13 protein-coding genes are annotated in these 13,922 nt (G+C 45.5%); 8 read left to right on the top strand and 5 right to left on the bottom strand.

What is annotated here, in order from left to right; translation table 11 throughout:
• Nucleotides 1-89 precede the first annotated feature (89 nt).
• The 5 genes from W234_RS0103415 (at nt 90) to W234_RS0103395 (ending at nt 5,773) form a co-directional block, all read left to right on the top strand.
• Nucleotides 90-1,742: a di-heme oxidoredictase family protein gene (locus W234_RS0103415; protein WP_025644750.1), complete on the top strand. Its 1,653-nt coding sequence runs from the start codon at nt 90-92 to the stop codon at nt 1,740-1,742.
• Nucleotides 1,743-1,772: 30 nt separating this feature from the next.
• Nucleotides 1,773-2,930: an imelysin family protein gene (locus W234_RS0103410; protein ID WP_025644748.1), complete on the top strand. Its 1,158-nt coding sequence runs from the start codon at nt 1,773-1,775 to the stop codon at nt 2,928-2,930.
• A gap of 90 nt (nt 2,931-3,020) precedes the next feature.
• Nucleotides 3,021-4,424 (top strand): DUF1513 domain-containing protein, encoded by a 1,404-nt coding sequence (locus tag W234_RS0103405; protein WP_025644746.1) that lies wholly within the window; start codon nt 3,021-3,023, stop codon nt 4,422-4,424.
• Nucleotides 4,425-4,433: 9 nt separating this feature from the next.
• Entirely contained in the window at nt 4,434-5,117 is a 684-nt protein-coding gene (locus W234_RS0103400; RefSeq protein WP_029374359.1) for a M48 family metallopeptidase, read from the top strand.
• A 53-nt stretch (nt 5,118-5,170) separates the two neighbouring features.
• Nucleotides 5,171-5,773: a methyltransferase domain-containing protein gene (locus W234_RS0103395; protein WP_025644742.1), complete on the top strand. Its 603-nt coding sequence runs from the start codon at nt 5,171-5,173 to the stop codon at nt 5,771-5,773.
• Here the strand turns inward: W234_RS0103395 and W234_RS0103390 are convergent.
• Entirely contained in the window at nt 5,754-6,413 is a 660-nt protein-coding gene (locus W234_RS0103390; RefSeq protein WP_025644740.1) for a hypothetical protein, read from the bottom strand. The two genes, W234_RS0103395 and W234_RS0103390, sit on opposite strands and share 20 nt — an antisense overlap.
• A gap of 6 nt (nt 6,414-6,419) precedes the next feature.
• On the bottom strand, nt 6,420-7,328 hold the full coding sequence (locus tag W234_RS0103385; protein WP_025644738.1) for a hydrogen peroxide-inducible genes activator: 909 nt from the start codon (nt 7,326-7,328) through the stop codon (nt 6,420-6,422).
• 375 nt (nt 7,329-7,703) lie between these two features.
• Between W234_RS0103385 and ahpC the strand changes: the two genes are divergently transcribed.
• Nucleotides 7,704-8,270: an alkyl hydroperoxide reductase subunit C gene (ahpC, locus tag W234_RS0103380; RefSeq protein WP_025644737.1), complete on the top strand. Its 567-nt coding sequence runs from the start codon at nt 7,704-7,706 to the stop codon at nt 8,268-8,270.
• A 285-nt stretch (nt 8,271-8,555) separates the two neighbouring features.
• Here ahpC and W234_RS0103375 read toward each other — a convergent pair whose 3' ends face one another.
• Complete coding sequence (locus W234_RS0103375; protein ID WP_025644735.1) at nt 8,556-8,804, bottom strand: YdcH family protein; 249 nt, start codon at nt 8,802-8,804, stop codon at nt 8,556-8,558.
• A gap of 453 nt (nt 8,805-9,257) precedes the next feature.
• Between W234_RS0103375 and ahpF the strand changes: the two genes are divergently transcribed.
• Nucleotides 9,258-10,844: an alkyl hydroperoxide reductase subunit F gene (ahpF, locus tag W234_RS0103370; RefSeq protein ID WP_025644733.1), complete on the top strand. Its 1,587-nt coding sequence runs from the start codon at nt 9,258-9,260 to the stop codon at nt 10,842-10,844.
• A 383-nt stretch (nt 10,845-11,227) separates the two neighbouring features.
• Complete coding sequence (locus W234_RS0103365; protein WP_025644731.1) at nt 11,228-12,676, top strand: alanine/glycine:cation symporter family protein; 1,449 nt, start codon at nt 11,228-11,230, stop codon at nt 12,674-12,676.
• A 431-nt stretch (nt 12,677-13,107) separates the two neighbouring features.
• Here the strand turns inward: W234_RS0103365 and W234_RS0103360 are convergent, their stop codons facing one another.
• Complete coding sequence (locus W234_RS0103360) at nt 13,108-13,440, bottom strand: TIGR01244 family sulfur transferase (protein ID WP_025644729.1); 333 nt, start codon at nt 13,438-13,440, stop codon at nt 13,108-13,110.
• Nucleotides 13,441-13,559: 119 nt separating this feature from the next.
• Nucleotides 13,560-13,886: a beta-lactamase hydrolase domain-containing protein gene (locus W234_RS0103355; RefSeq protein WP_025644728.1), complete on the bottom strand. Its 327-nt coding sequence runs from the start codon at nt 13,884-13,886 to the stop codon at nt 13,560-13,562.
• Nucleotides 13,887-13,922 lie beyond the last annotated feature (36 nt).

The raw sequence follows: 13,922 nt of genomic DNA, 5'->3' as shown, positions 1-13,922 counted from the left end.
TATATCCCCTGCTTAAAAAGCGTTTTGTATTCAGTATCTTATGCCACAACCCTTCCTACGAATAACCCATTAGGAAATAAGGTCACTTTATGAGTGTCATCTCATCAGTCTCAACACCAGTATCTAAACTAGTGAAGCTCAAGTCTGCACCATTCAATAAGGTATTAAATATAACGCTAAGCCTATCAGTACTGGCCTTAGTAGCTTGTCAGCCAGCAGAAAATATCTCGGACGAAAAGACTGTTTCAGAAAAAGAGACCATATCAGACTCAGCGCTATCTGCCGAGCGCACGCAAACCATAGAGCAGTTGGCAGGCGTGCCGATGCAGACTTTAGCGACCTTTGATCCGCAAGAGATTAAGCAGGGCGGCGACACTGGTATCACCATTACCAGTAGCGAGAGCTACTCAAAACCGTCTTCTAACTTGACGGCCTCGCGTAAAGGCGACTTTTTTATTGGGAATGCTTTTTTTAAGCAGCCTTGGGTGGTCGCGCCCGCTAGCACCGATAGCCGCGATGGTCTTGGCGCGTTATTCAACGTCGCCGCTTGTCAGTCCTGCCATGTCAAAGATGGCCGTGGTCACGCGCCGATGACTAGCGAAGATGATGCCGATAGCCTATTGATTCGTCTCGCTATGCCAGCGACAACTGATGAAGAGCGCCAGCAGCTGGGTAACTCCTTAATCGAAAAAATTGTGCATCCGATGTACGGCGGTCAGCTGCAAGATCGCGGTATTCAAGGCGTGCCGGCTGAGGCGCAAGTCACCGTGACTTGGACGGATAAACCAGTAACCTTTGCTGATGGTCATATCGAAACGCTACGTGCGCCAACTTTTGAATTGACCCATCCAGGCTACGGTGATTTTGATGATGAGCTTATGGTTTCACCAAGGGTAGCTTTGCCGATGATAGGGCTTGGCTTGCTTGAGCAAATCCCTGATGCCGATATCAAAAAACAAGCCGATAGTGAGGATAGAAATAACGATGGTATTCGCGGTACCTTTAATTGGGTTATGGATCCACAAACGGGCAAAACGGCACTGGGCCGCTTTGGCTGGAAAGCGGGGCAAACGAAGCTCTTAACCCAAAATCAGAGCGCCTTTAATGAAGATATGGGGCTGACCTCAAGGATTCGTCCTAATGAGTCTTGCACGCCGTTACAAACCGCTTGTCTTAACGCAACCACTGGCGCTGATGATCAAGGGGATGGCAAGTCGCCTGTCGAAGTCAGCGATGAGGTTGCCAGATTTGTGGAGTTTTATACTCGCAACTTAGCTGTGCCGCATCGCCGTGATGCTGATAGTGAGCTAGTACTAGCGGGTAAAAAACGCTTTTATGAGATCGGCTGTCAAAGTTGTCATACGCCCAGATATGAGCTACCAAAAACGGACGATGATCATCTTGAGCAGCATGGACAAGTGATTTATCCTTATACCGATTTGCTCTTGCATGACATGGGCGATGATCTTGCCGATCGGACGATCGCCGGCGCATTGCCGCCAAAGGATGCGCAAGTTGAGTTCCTAGCCAACTCCTATCAGTGGCGCACGCCTGCGCTCTGGGGCATAGGCCTTGCGCAAACGGTCGATCCGCAAGCGACGTTTTTGCATGATGGACGGGCGCGCACGCTGATGGAGGCGGTGCTCTGGCATGGCGGCGAAGCGCAGAGTCAACAACAAACAGTGCTAAAACTTGATAAACAAGGCCGAGCTGAGCTTAACGCTTTTTTAAAGTCGTTATAGTCAGTACAGTCTAAATATACCGAGAAAAATATGAAAAATAACACCAATCCTTTATTAGTGATGGCATTATCGGCATTGAGTGCAGGCATACTTATCAGCTGCGTCAAACCCGCCGATGACAAGCCCGCCACTGACAACGACCGCCCAAAAGTGGTCGAAGAAAATAGCGCGACAACAGAGACAACCGGTGCAGCTGCTAGCGCTTCAGCTGACATTACCCCTGTAGAGATTAGCGCGGAGACCGAAGAAACCTACCTCACTCATGTCGCCGATGATCTGATCATTCCCGCTTACGCGGACGCCGCTCAACACAGTGCAAGCTTGCATAAGTTAGCGAAAAAACACTGCCAGCAAGCGCCTGTCAGTGGTATTGAGCTACAAGAGCTGCGCAATCAATGGCTCGTATTAGCGCAAGCATGGGCCAGTGCCGAGATGATTAACTTTGGCCCCGCAACTGAGAGCATGAGCAATCTATATATTAACTATTATCCTGATGAGCGCGGTCTGGTGCATGACGGCGTCGCTGAGCTAATAGCGGCCAATCCAAATTTGACCAAAGCGCAGCTCGCTGATGAAAGCGCTATTGTCCAAGGTGTGCCGGGTTTAGAGGAGGTCTTGTATGCCAATGATAGCTTAGATGCCGCGCAGTGCGCTTATATCATTGGTGCCAGTAGCGCTTTGGCGGATCGTCTAACAGCGATCGAAAATAATTGGCGTAGTGATGCCGTCCAGCTACTCGCTATCGATAAAACTGCCAATAGCGATCAAGGCCTCAATCAGTGGTTCAACTCGTTGCTATCCATGATTGAGACCACCAAGTCGAGCGCTATTGATCAGCCCTTAGGCCTCACAGGTACCGCCAAAGGTCACGTGCCAGCAGCTACAGCAGGGCAAAGCCGCGCGATCATTAATGCTAAGCTTGCAACCTTAAACAAAGCGCTGACAGATCCGGTACTCAGCGCCATCTTGAATAGTAAAAAAGAGAGCGTCGTCGGTAATAATCTATCGACTTCCTTGGCGCAGACCACGACTTTGCTCGCGCAAATGCCTGAGGACATAACCCAAGCGGACAAGGCCGATCAGCAGCAGTTGCTTGAGCAGATGGCAGAGATTACCCGAGTCATCAAACGCCAACTGATTCCTACGCTTGGCATACGTGTTGGTTTCAATAGCACCGACGGAGACTAGAATTTTGGTGGTTAAGCTAAGGGTTTATCGTTTTATAAATAATGAGTCAAAGACTTATGATAGCTGACTACAAAACTACGAGAAATAGTAATGCAAAATAAAACGTCGAATCCGGCTTCTAATGACTTTTTGAGAACTCTATCCGCGACTGTGACTGCGACAGCGGCGATAGTTGGCGTGCATCATTATTATCGTAAGCAGCGACAGCCAGAAGCGCGTTTGCAAGACTATGTGATTGGCATCAGCGCTAAAATGCATTCATCAGCACCACTACCGCGCCTACAGTACGCTTATCAGCAAGCAAAGTTGGCTTATCAAAATTATCCTGATAATAGCGCGCAAGCGGTAATTATTGAGGATAAGGCAAATGCGCTAGCTGAACGTCATACCACCACTATGTTACCGCGCCCAGTCTGCTGGGTGAGCGGAGTGGCAGCAATGCCTAAAAGCGTAAGCTTGGCTAATAGCAAAAACACGCACAATGACAATGATCATGACTTTGGCGTCGTCGGTATCGACGCTGATCGGCAACTCGTCTGGCAAACCACTATGCCTGAGCGCGTGCACGATATCGTGGTGCAGCCTATGGCTACCAAAAACACCCAATCGCGCGATGTGGTCGTCATGGGTCGCCGTCCTAGTGAAGGCTTTTGGGTGCTAGATACCGCAAAGGGGCAAGTCAAACACACTATCAAAGCCGCTACCGATCGGCACTTTTATGGTCATGCTTGCTATAGTTCGGATGGCGCCCAGCTATATATTACCGAAAACGATACGGTCAGCTTAGAGGGTAAAATAGGCATTTATAACGCTGCTAATGGCTATCAAAAAACGGGCGAATTTGACTCACATGGTATCGGTCCGCATGAGCTGATTATGCATCCTGATGGCGAGACTTTAATCGTCGCTAATGGCGGTATCAAAACCGAGCAGGCCTCGCGCGAGGAGCTAAATCTAGACAGCATGCAGCCGTCTTTGGTTTATCTCAATCGCTATACAGGCAAGCTCCTAGAGCAAATCACCCCTGAGCATAATCAGATGAGTATTCGTCATCTGGCTATACATAATGACGGCACAGTGATGATAGGGGTGCAGTTTCAAGGCGAGCGGCATATTAATGTGCCGTTAGTGCTGACGCATCAGCGCGGAGACGCAGACTTTGCACCTTTATTTATGCCAAATAACCAATGGCAGCGCTTCCATCAGTATATCGCTAGCGTCGCGGTTAACAGCGAGCGTAATCTACTCTGTGTGACCACGCCTATCGGCGGCTGCGCGGCTATTTATGACGTAACCACCCGCCAGCTGATAGACTCAGTGCCCTTGCCTGATTGTGCAGGCGCGTCAGTGCGCGTAGGCGAGCAAGGCGGTTTTATTGTCAGCGATGGGCAAGGGCAGATAACGACTTTACTGACCCCTGATCGCACTGCTATCACTACTGATAGCGTGACGCACAAAATGTCTTTTGACAATCATTTGCAGGCACTTTTATGAGAGTGCTCCGTGCCTAGCCAAAACCTCATTGATAAACATAGGACGCCTTTATTGCAAAGCGCTATCGAGCGTTTGGCGGCAGCTAATATTGAGCTGCAAATCAGTAAAAAACGCGTTAAAAACATCAACTTTCGGCTAAAACCCAATCTCTTAACCGTCTCTGTGCCAGTATCTGTAAGCACCATACAAATGGCGCAGTTTATCGATAAGCGTGTCGCGTGGGCATTAGCGCACCATCCGCAAGTGCTAGAAAATTACCAACGTAAACAGCAGCGACAATCCCAAGCTGGTTTACCTAAACTCGCTGAACCTTTATGGTTATGGGGCGAGCAGCAGGACTTTATACTCAGTCACGATAAAAAAATCGCGCTTTATCGTCAGCAGCTTTTACAAGTTATGCCAGCGCTGTTTGAGAAGTGGCAGCCAATAGTTGGGGCAGAAGCGGCAGAGACGCGTATTAAAAAAATGCACACGCGTTGGGGCAGTTGCAATACGCGCGCACGCCGTATTTGGCTATCAGTATACTTGCCTGCTTATCCTATAGAGTGCTGCGAGTACGTCATCGTCCATGAGTTATGTCATCTACATCATGCTAATCACAGCCGTGAGTTTTGGCAAACGGTAGCCACAGCGATGCCGGAATATAAACAGTGGCATGATACATTAGCAGGTAAAGACGGGACGTTAGATTAATTATCGAAATCTTTGTTTTGTTTGTCTCATGTGTTTTAGAAAAAGGCTAGGTTATGGATAACGTTAATCAATTCAAGTTTTGGCAGCAGCGCTACGAAACCGACAGTATCGGTTGGGATATGAGACAGGTATCACCGCCGCTCAAAGCCTATATCGACCAATTACCTGAGTCGGCAAAGCATGATGCTATCTTAGTGCCGGGCGCGGGCAATGCTTATGAAGTCGGTTATCTTTATGAGCAAGGATTTACTAACGTCACGTTATTAGACTTTGCGCCTGCGCCGATTGCCGACTTTGCTAGACGTTATCCTAACTTTACATCTGAGCACTTAGTCTGCGCCGACTTTTTTGAATTATCACCTGAGCGCTATCAGTTTGACTGGGCGCTTGAGCAGACGTTTTTTTGTGCGATAAACCCGCAGCGCCGTGACGAATATGTACAGCAGATGGCCGGTTTATTAAAGCCAAAAGGTAAGCTAGTAGGGTTGCTATTTGATAGGGGTTTTGACCATACTCATCCACCGTTTGGCGGTGACGTCGAAGAGTATAAGCAGCGCTTTGAGTCGCATTTTGCTATTGAAATCATGGAGCCTTGCTATAACTCTCACCCTGCGCGCCAAGGCAGTGAGCTATTTATTAAGCTGCAAGCAAAGTAAGCTCGCGTTGGATGTTCGCTCGTGCTGGCGTCTCAAGCCGCTCATAGTAATAGCAAGTTAGATAAAGCGTTGGATGGGCCAATAGTTTGTTTAATACCGCCATTCTTCCTGTACGATATTCGGCTAATGACACATGGCTATACTCTTGTCGCACCGATTTAGCGTATTCTTCATACTCAGGCCAACTTGCGCCTAAAACAGATAAATCCATATCGAGCAAATAGGCGGCGTCAAGGTCGGCATGGTCAGTAAGCTGATGATCTGCAGTCATCATTATTAGGTCGTAAATACGTTTAACCTGTTTAGAGGTCAAATATTTATCTAAGACTTGCACTGCATACTCAGCGCTTTTTAGCTCATTATCATTACGTATCGGCGCATAAATCACGTCATGATAAAACAATGCTAAGGCAATAATAGCCGGCTGCTGTAGCTTATGGTTAATCTGCTCAAACTGACAAAAAAGCTGCTGCAAATGTGTGAGCGTATGATAAGCGCGAGTAGACTCATTGTAACGATTGGCGATATCCTGCCAAAGCGCATGAGCTTGCGCAGGCTTAATATCGCTATTTGTAGCCGATAGTAGATGCTTCTCAAAGCATTGACTAAGACGAGAGCTGGTTTGCAAGAGGTCGGTCATATTTGCTTAGCTCTTATTGGCCGCTTCTTCTAATGCTTGTTTAAACACATTACCCAGTAGATTTACGTCATCGACACGAGCGTAGTTTAGACGCGTGACAAAGGCAATGTGACGATGCGGTCCGGCCTCGGCAAGTGGCACAGCGACCGCGTTTTGGTTATGTAGATGCAGCTGATCGAGCGCCATTTCAGGGACCAGCGTTGTACCCATATTCGCTAGCGCCATCTGAATTAGGGTGTTTAGACTGGCATCAGAAAAACTTGATTTCATCTCAGCGCGATCGAAATGACAGACGGATAAGGTCTGATCAGTTAAGCAGTGACCCTCGCCCAATAGCATCAGATTCGCGGTCGCTAGCTCATCTGAGCTAATGCTATCAAGCTTGGCGTGTACATCATCATTGGGGAATACCGCAAAAAAGTTCTCTGACCAAAACTCGAAGCTGTGTAGTCCATCGACCGCATAAGGCAGTGCAATAATAGCGGTATCGATATGACCATAGCGCACTTGTTCGAGCAAGCGCTCGGTTTGCTGCTCAACGATCGTCATGCGAAATTCAGGATGATGCGCGCGAAGAGCGGGCAAGACTTTAGGCAATAGATACGGCGCAATGGTCGGAATGATGCCAACCGTCATCGGATAAGCTAGCGGCGCTTGATGACTATGAGCGCGAGTCGTAAGATCATTGACCTCAGAAAATATACGCTGGGCGCGTGTCAAGATATCTTGCCCGATAGGGGTAATCAGCACTTGCTTGTTATTACGCTCAAATATTTGCGTATCGAGCTGCTTTTCTAGCTCTGCGATACCGAGACTCAGCGCAGACTGTGAAATATTACAGTCTTCAGCAGCGCGCTTGAAGTGACGATGCTTGGCAACGGCCAAGGCAAACTCGAGTTGACGTAAAGTAATCATAGGGACTCTCTAATACCATTTATATAAAATTCTTCGGAAGTATTGGTTTATCTTATCGCTCACAAACCGATAGATATAGCCGCTTTACGTATCATTATTTTACAAATAACAGCGGATAGAATAGTTTAACAAGATTAATAAAACAAAACATCAAATTAAAAACTTTTAACTGGATTAACCATGAAATTCGCGTATAGTTTGTCTTGTAACCCAGATAGGTAAAGCTGGCAGCAATATTAATTGAACAATTAATTATTAGCAGTCGCTTACATGATACTATAATGTAGGTCGCTTTATGACTTTAGCTCCTACATAGAAATCATCGATTAACTATCATTATCTTGTAACCATAAACTTCACAAAAAGGAGCCACTCATGGCCGCTATTATTAATCAAGAAATCCCAGAGTTTTCAACCGAAGCGTTTGTAAATGGTGAGTTCAAAACTATCACCTCAGACGACGTCAAAGGCAATTGGGCTGTATTCATGTTTTATCCACATGACTTCACGTTTGTTTGCCCAACTGAGCTTGAAGACATGGCAAACCATTATCAAGAGCTAAAAGACTTAGGCGTAGAAGTGTACTCAGTATCAACTGACACGCATTTTGTGCACAAAGCATGGCACGACTCTTCAGAAGCGATTGGCAAAGTCACTTTCCCAATGTTGGGTGATGGCACTGGTAAAATCACTCGTGGTTTTAACATCATGATCGAAGAAGACAACGCAGCGCTTCGTGGTACTTTCATCGTTGATCCAGATGGCCTCATCAAAGTTGCTGAAATTCATGACCTAGGTATCGGCCGTAGTGCAAAAGATGTGGTACGTAAAGTAAAAGCCGCTCAGTACGTTCGTGACAACGACGGTGAAGTATGTCCAGCCGCTTGGGAGCAAGGTCAAGCAACCCTAAAACCAAGCCTAGATTTGGTTGGTAAAATCTAAGTAGTTGATACACTATTGAGATAACTTTATAGCACTGATCATTACTTATATTTGACCAGTATTATAGATGAAGACCCTATTAGCAGATGCTGATAGGGTCTTTTTTTACATCTCATCCACAGGCTGACACCAGATTTTACCCAATGTTTATCTTAGGTTATTTATGCTGATAATAAAGCCCTCATCAGCATAGTGTGATGAGGGCTTTCATATCGTTATCTACTACTCTCTATCACCAAAAATCTTTATAACCTAAAAAAAGTTTTTATTGGTTTTAAATCGTCATTAAACATGTGACTGTAGTTGGTTTTTCTCAATGACTCTATAAATCTCATCTTTGAGTTGCAGCTTTCGTCGTTTCATCTGTTCAATCTCATCGTCCCAGCTCGCTTGCGTGACGCGGTCTTTTTCTAGCCTATTAATTTGCTCGTCGAGCTGAGTATGCTCATCAAATATCACCGCGAAGTGGCTATCTTTTTGTCTAAGCTCGTCAATAATCTCTCTATTATCTTGCAGGGTATCAGTCTTTCTCATGTTTTCATCCTTGTTAGTAAGCGTCAAGTCGTTATAAACGACCGTCCACGCATAATGATTAAAACCATTAATGAATTTAAGACTCTAAAGCGCCAAGAGTTACTGGTATAAAGGCACTGCATTTATTAGAGTGACTACTCCTAAAAACAGTCGTTTTTCTTAGCACTTCTCTCGATTGTAGCGAAATAACAGGGTGGGTTCTAGGGTGATTTATTAATAATAGGTTTAAATTACTAGATGATATATATCTTATGATTTGTTTTATAAAACATATGGTTTGACTTTATCCGCTTGTCCATGGTCCTAAAACGTCCGATAATAGCTTTATCAACAGTTAGGGGCATAAGAGTAATAGCGTATTAGCCAGCTAAGAATAAAGCTGAATTAGCCCAATACTTTAACTTTAAGCAAATGAACTTAGTATTTTTTATATTATGAAAATAAGGATTGATTATGATAGACCAAAGTTTATTAGATGCAGTAAAAAGCTATAGCGAAAATATGACTCGTCCTATTAGCTTCGTACTAGGTACAGGCGAGCACGAAAAGCGCGCTGAGCTAGTTGATTTTTTGACCAAAATCGCTGGAACAACGGATAAGATTAAGTTTGAGCTGGACCAAGCAGACTATATCGATAGCAGCTTACCAAGCCCAATCAGCTTTGCAGTACGTAGTCATATCGATGGTGAAGTTGTCGATAACGGTATCGTCTTTAGTGGTATTCCAGGCGGTCACGAATTTACTTCACTGATTTTAGCTATTTTGCAGGCCGGCGGTCATACGCTCAAACTTGACGAAGGTATCCAGAAGCTCGTGAAGCGCTTTAATAAGCCGCTAGAGTTTCAGACTTATGTATCGTTATCTTGCCACAGTTGCCCAGAAGTAGTGCAGGCATTAAATCAGTTCGCCCTACTAAACGATAATATCAGTAACGAGATGATCGATGGCGCACTGTTCCAAGAGCAAGTCGAAGCCAATAATATTCAGGGCGTGCCCGCCGTATTCTTAAACGGTAAACCGTTCGCTAATGGTCTTATCGATACCGCTAAACTGATTGAGAAGCTACAAGAGCAGTTCCCTGATCTACTAAGCGAGGGCGGCGATGATAGCGAGCAACTAGAGCAGCAAGACGTCACGATCATTGGTGCCGGTCCCGCTGGTGTTGCCGCCGCGATTTATACCGCGCGTAAGGGTCTAAAAGTCGCTATGGTGGCTGATCGTATCGGTGGTCAGGTCAAAGACACGCAGGACATCGAGAACCTGATCTCTGTACCGTTGACTACGGGTAACGAGTTGTCAGCCAACTTTGAAAAACACTTGCGTGAGTACAACATTACCCTAAAAGAGCACGTCAGTGTCAAAGAAATCGGTGAGACGGTCGAGGAAAATTACAGCATTCATCTAAACACCGGTGAGAGCTTTGAGACGCGCAGTATCATCCTTGCGACTGGCGCGCAGTGGCGTAAGCTTGGTGTACCAGGCGAAGAAGAAAACATCGGTCAAGGCGTGGCTTACTGTGCTCACTGTGATGGCCCGTTCTTTAAAGGTAAAGACATCGCCGTCATCGGTGGTGGTAACTCAGGTGTCGAGGCAGCACTGGACTTAGCGGGTATTGTCAATCATGTGACGGTGCTTGAGTTTGCAGACGACCTCAAAGCCGATCAGGTGCTGATTAATAAAGCCAAAGAAAAAGACAATATCGAGTTTATCACCAATGCGGCCACTCAAGAGATCAAAGCGACTGACAATAAGGTAACGTCTATCGTTTATCAAGATCGCAGCACCGGTGAGACCCATGAGCGCGATTTGTCAGGGGTGTTTGTTCAGATTGGTCTTGTGCCAAACACGGATTTTGTCAAAGGCTTTGTCGATCTAAATCGCTTTGGTGAGATTGAAATTGATGAGCGCTGCCGCACTGACCGCAAAGGCATCTTTGCTTGTGGTGACGTGACCACAGTCCCCTTTAAGCAGATCAATATTGCTATGGGCGAAGGTAGTAAAGCCGCCTTAAGTGCATTTGAATACTTGGTTATGCAGTAAGTTTACGCTTAATATCAAAGAGCCCACTCTCAAGCATAGCTTGAGTGGCTCAGCCCTAAAAACCGTCTCCCAGACGGTTTTTTTAACGGTCTTCGGGGCGAGGGTAGTAAAGCCGCCTTAAGTGCATTTGAGTATTTGGTGATGCAGTAAGTGATATATGAGCTTTAAACATAAACCACCTCTTTTGAGGTGGTTTTTTTTATGGATTTTATATAAGGATTAATCTGTCATAGAAAAGCGTTTATTTAATCGACAAAATAAGGTAGCTTTTATTCAAAAAAGTAGTATTGTTGGTATTAGAGCGCATTTCTACTGTAATGCTTTTGATGCAATACCAGTATCAAAAAACCTACCGAGGCATCATTTAATTTGAGGAAGCAGCCATGGGATATATTGAAGCATTTTTTACTCAAATTGGCGACTTAACATGGGGTTGGGCGCTCATCCCAATGCTCATAATTTTTGGACTATTATTTACTATTGTAGGTAGGTTTGCCCAATTTAGATATTTTAAGCGCATGTTTAAGGTATTTAAGACGGATGAGGTAGGAGACGAGGGTATTTCCGCTCGTCAGGCCTTGCTGGTCTCTATCGGTGGACGTGTCGGTGGCGGTAATATCGCGGGCGTTGCCGTGGCCATTTCTTTGGGTGGTCCGGGAGCTGTATTTTGGATGTGGGTCGTCGCCTTGATTGGCATGATGACCAGTATTGTTGAGTGTAGTTTGGCTCAGCTCTATAAGCGTAAAGATGCTGATGGGAATTTTCGCGGTGGTCCTGCGACTTATATCTTACATGGCTTGGGTAAAGATTATCGTTGGCTCGCGGTCATTTATGCTATCTCCTTGCTATTGTCTTTTTCCATTGGGTTTGTGGCGTTCCAAGGTAATACGGTTGCCGGTTCTGCGCTTGAAAGCTTTGGGATTGAGCGTTGGATATCGGGCGTAGTATTGGTGATTGCAGGTGGCTTTATTGTCTTTGGCGGCATCCAGCGTATTGCTAAAGTCGCCGATGTGGTCATTCCTGTGATGGCGCTCATCTATATCGCTATGGCGCTTATTATCATAGGGCTGAACTTTACAGAATTACCGGCATTGTTGGTTTTGATTGTAAAAAATGCTTTTGGTATCGAGTCTGTCGTGGGCGGTGGTATTGGTGTGGCGATTGAGCAAGGTATGAAGCGTGGCCTCTTCTCTAATGAGGCAGGTTTGGGCTCTGCGCCCAATGTTGCAGCCACTGCGTATGCCACGCATCCTGTGAGCCAAGGTATCTCGCAGTCGTTATCGGTGTTCATTGATACGATTGTAGTGTGTAGTGCAACGGCGTTTATGATTTTATTGAGCGGAGTATATCAGTCAGGGGCTGAAGTAGATGGTATTGTACTGGCGCAGCAAGCATTGAGTAATCAGCTTGGCGATTGGTCACAGTATATCTTGACCATAGCGTTATTGTTATTCGCCCTCAGCTCTATTATGTATAATTATTATATGGGCGAAAATGCGATTAACTTTTTGGTCAAAAAGAATATCAAAATGGCGACTTTGGTCTTACGCATTGTGGTTATTGCGATATTATTCGTCGGTGCAGTTGCGCCAGCGGCAACCACTGTGTTCTTCTTCGCTGATCCTCTCATGGGCGTACTGGCGCTAGCCAACTTATTGGCATTGATTATGTTATTCCCGCGAGCCAAGCGTTTGCTCAATGACTTTGCAAGACAATTAAAAGCTGGGGTCAAAGAGCCTTTATTCGATGCGCAAGAGTATGAGAAGTTGGATATTGACCTCAGCGCTTGGGGTAAAGAGGCGGTGAAAGAAGCATTGGATCAGAAGAAATAGTCTGAGTAATGCAGTAGGTTTTATATTGGTTCTTAAAAATTAGCCATCTCTTTTGAGGTGGTTTTTTTCATAAACTTTGTAGCTCATTACGCCATGCGTTTCTAGCCAACTGTGTTTGAGACATAGTGCCAAACACACATAATCGATTCACGCTCTCAAACCGCCCCTGTCATACAACGGATTAAATAATAGACTGCTATTGACCTATAAGCCCATTTAAGCAACTATAGTCGTGCTGATAGCAACTGACCGCATATCCCTTTTGCAAAATAAAAAATAAGACGCTGATTTATGAATTTTGTCCATTACACCTTAAAAACCTAGCTGCATCTGCTTGAGTTAGAATATCGAGATGGCCATAACGGCAAACGCCCATTCAGATCTGAACGGGCGTTTTTTATTACTATCATATGAGGTGCTTATGAATACTATCAATCATCTAATAAATCCATCTGCTTCGCCGCTTCATAAATGCCGGTTGAGCGATTGCCCGTACGGCAAAAGATTAAGATCGGCTGCTCAGCTTGATTAAAAAAGTCGGCAAACTCTTCGACATGGTTTTGATTGAGCTCACTACCGGCAAACGAGATCTCTTTATAGGCCAGTCCTGCCTCCTTTGCAGCGGCCTCAATATCAGCGCTGGTCGGTTGGTTGGGTTCTTCGCCATCAGGACGGTTATTGATAATGGTCTTAAAGCCGTTTTCGGCGATCATAGGCACTTGGTCTGGGGTGATTTGACCGGTGATACTGATTTGGTGGCTCATGCGAGCTCCTTTTTTATTGTCGATATTAAAGGTTGAAAGGTTTAAGGAATAAAATAGTCAATAAGCAGGGTAGAGAGTAGGATGAATAGCGTTAAAATAAAAGATACGCTATGTAACGGTTATAGTAGACCTTGCATCAAGGCGCTCTGATATAAGAGTTTGGCGCGTACGCCCGTGCCGCAAAACATTAATATCGGCTTGGGGCAGGCATGATAAAAGCGCGCGAACTGCTCGACGGTCAGCGTACTTAGACGCTCATCATCGAACGGCAGATACTCATAAGCCAAATTAGCTTGCTCACTAGCACTTGCTAAATCAAGGCTTGTCGGCTGGCTCACCTGTTCATCATCAGGGCGAATATTGATGACTGAGCGATAGCCAAGCTGGGCAAGTTTCGCGCATTGCGATGGGTATATTTGCTTATAAATCGTAAGATTGTCAGTCATAATTTCAGTCGGTTATCTAGATAAAGTTGAATAAGG

The organism is Psychrobacter sp. TB15 (genome assembly GCF_000511655.1).
Classification (GTDB): domain Bacteria; phylum Pseudomonadota; class Gammaproteobacteria; order Pseudomonadales; family Moraxellaceae; genus Psychrobacter; species Psychrobacter submarinus.
The sequence above is the reverse complement of the archived record's forward strand: the minus strand, read 5'-3'. Positions and strand labels throughout refer to the sequence as shown.

Bases quoted from the DNA above. Each gene is read 5' to 3' on its own strand.
- ahpC (WP_025644737.1), top strand. From the start codon at position 7,704: ATGGCCGCTATTATTAATCAAGAAATCCCAGAGTTTTCAACCGAAGCG.
- ahpF (WP_025644733.1), top strand. From the start codon at position 9,258: ATGATAGACCAAAGTTTATTAGATGCAGTAAAAAGCTATAGCGAAAAT.
- W234_RS0103375 (WP_025644735.1), bottom strand. From the start codon at position 8,804: ATGAGAAAGACTGATACCCTGCAAGATAATAGAGAGATTATTGACGAG.
- W234_RS0103355 (WP_025644728.1), bottom strand. From the start codon at position 13,886: ATGACTGACAATCTTACGATTTATAAGCAAATATACCCATCGCAATGC.
- W234_RS0103410 (WP_025644748.1), top strand. From the start codon at position 1,773: ATGAAAAATAACACCAATCCTTTATTAGTGATGGCATTATCGGCATTG.
- W234_RS0103365 (WP_025644731.1), top strand. From the start codon at position 11,228: ATGGGATATATTGAAGCATTTTTTACTCAAATTGGCGACTTAACATGG.
- W234_RS0103385 (WP_025644738.1), bottom strand. From the start codon at position 7,328: ATGATTACTTTACGTCAACTCGAGTTTGCCTTGGCCGTTGCCAAGCAT.
- W234_RS0103405 (WP_025644746.1), top strand. From the start codon at position 3,021: ATGCAAAATAAAACGTCGAATCCGGCTTCTAATGACTTTTTGAGAACT.
- W234_RS0103395 (WP_025644742.1), top strand. From the start codon at position 5,171: ATGGATAACGTTAATCAATTCAAGTTTTGGCAGCAGCGCTACGAAACC.
- W234_RS0103360 (WP_025644729.1), bottom strand. From the start codon at position 13,440: ATGAGCCACCAAATCAGTATCACCGGTCAAATCACCCCAGACCAAGTG.
- W234_RS0103415 (WP_025644750.1), top strand. From the start codon at position 90: ATGAGTGTCATCTCATCAGTCTCAACACCAGTATCTAAACTAGTGAAG.
- W234_RS0103390 (WP_025644740.1), bottom strand. From the start codon at position 6,413: ATGACCGACCTCTTGCAAACCAGCTCTCGTCTTAGTCAATGCTTTGAG.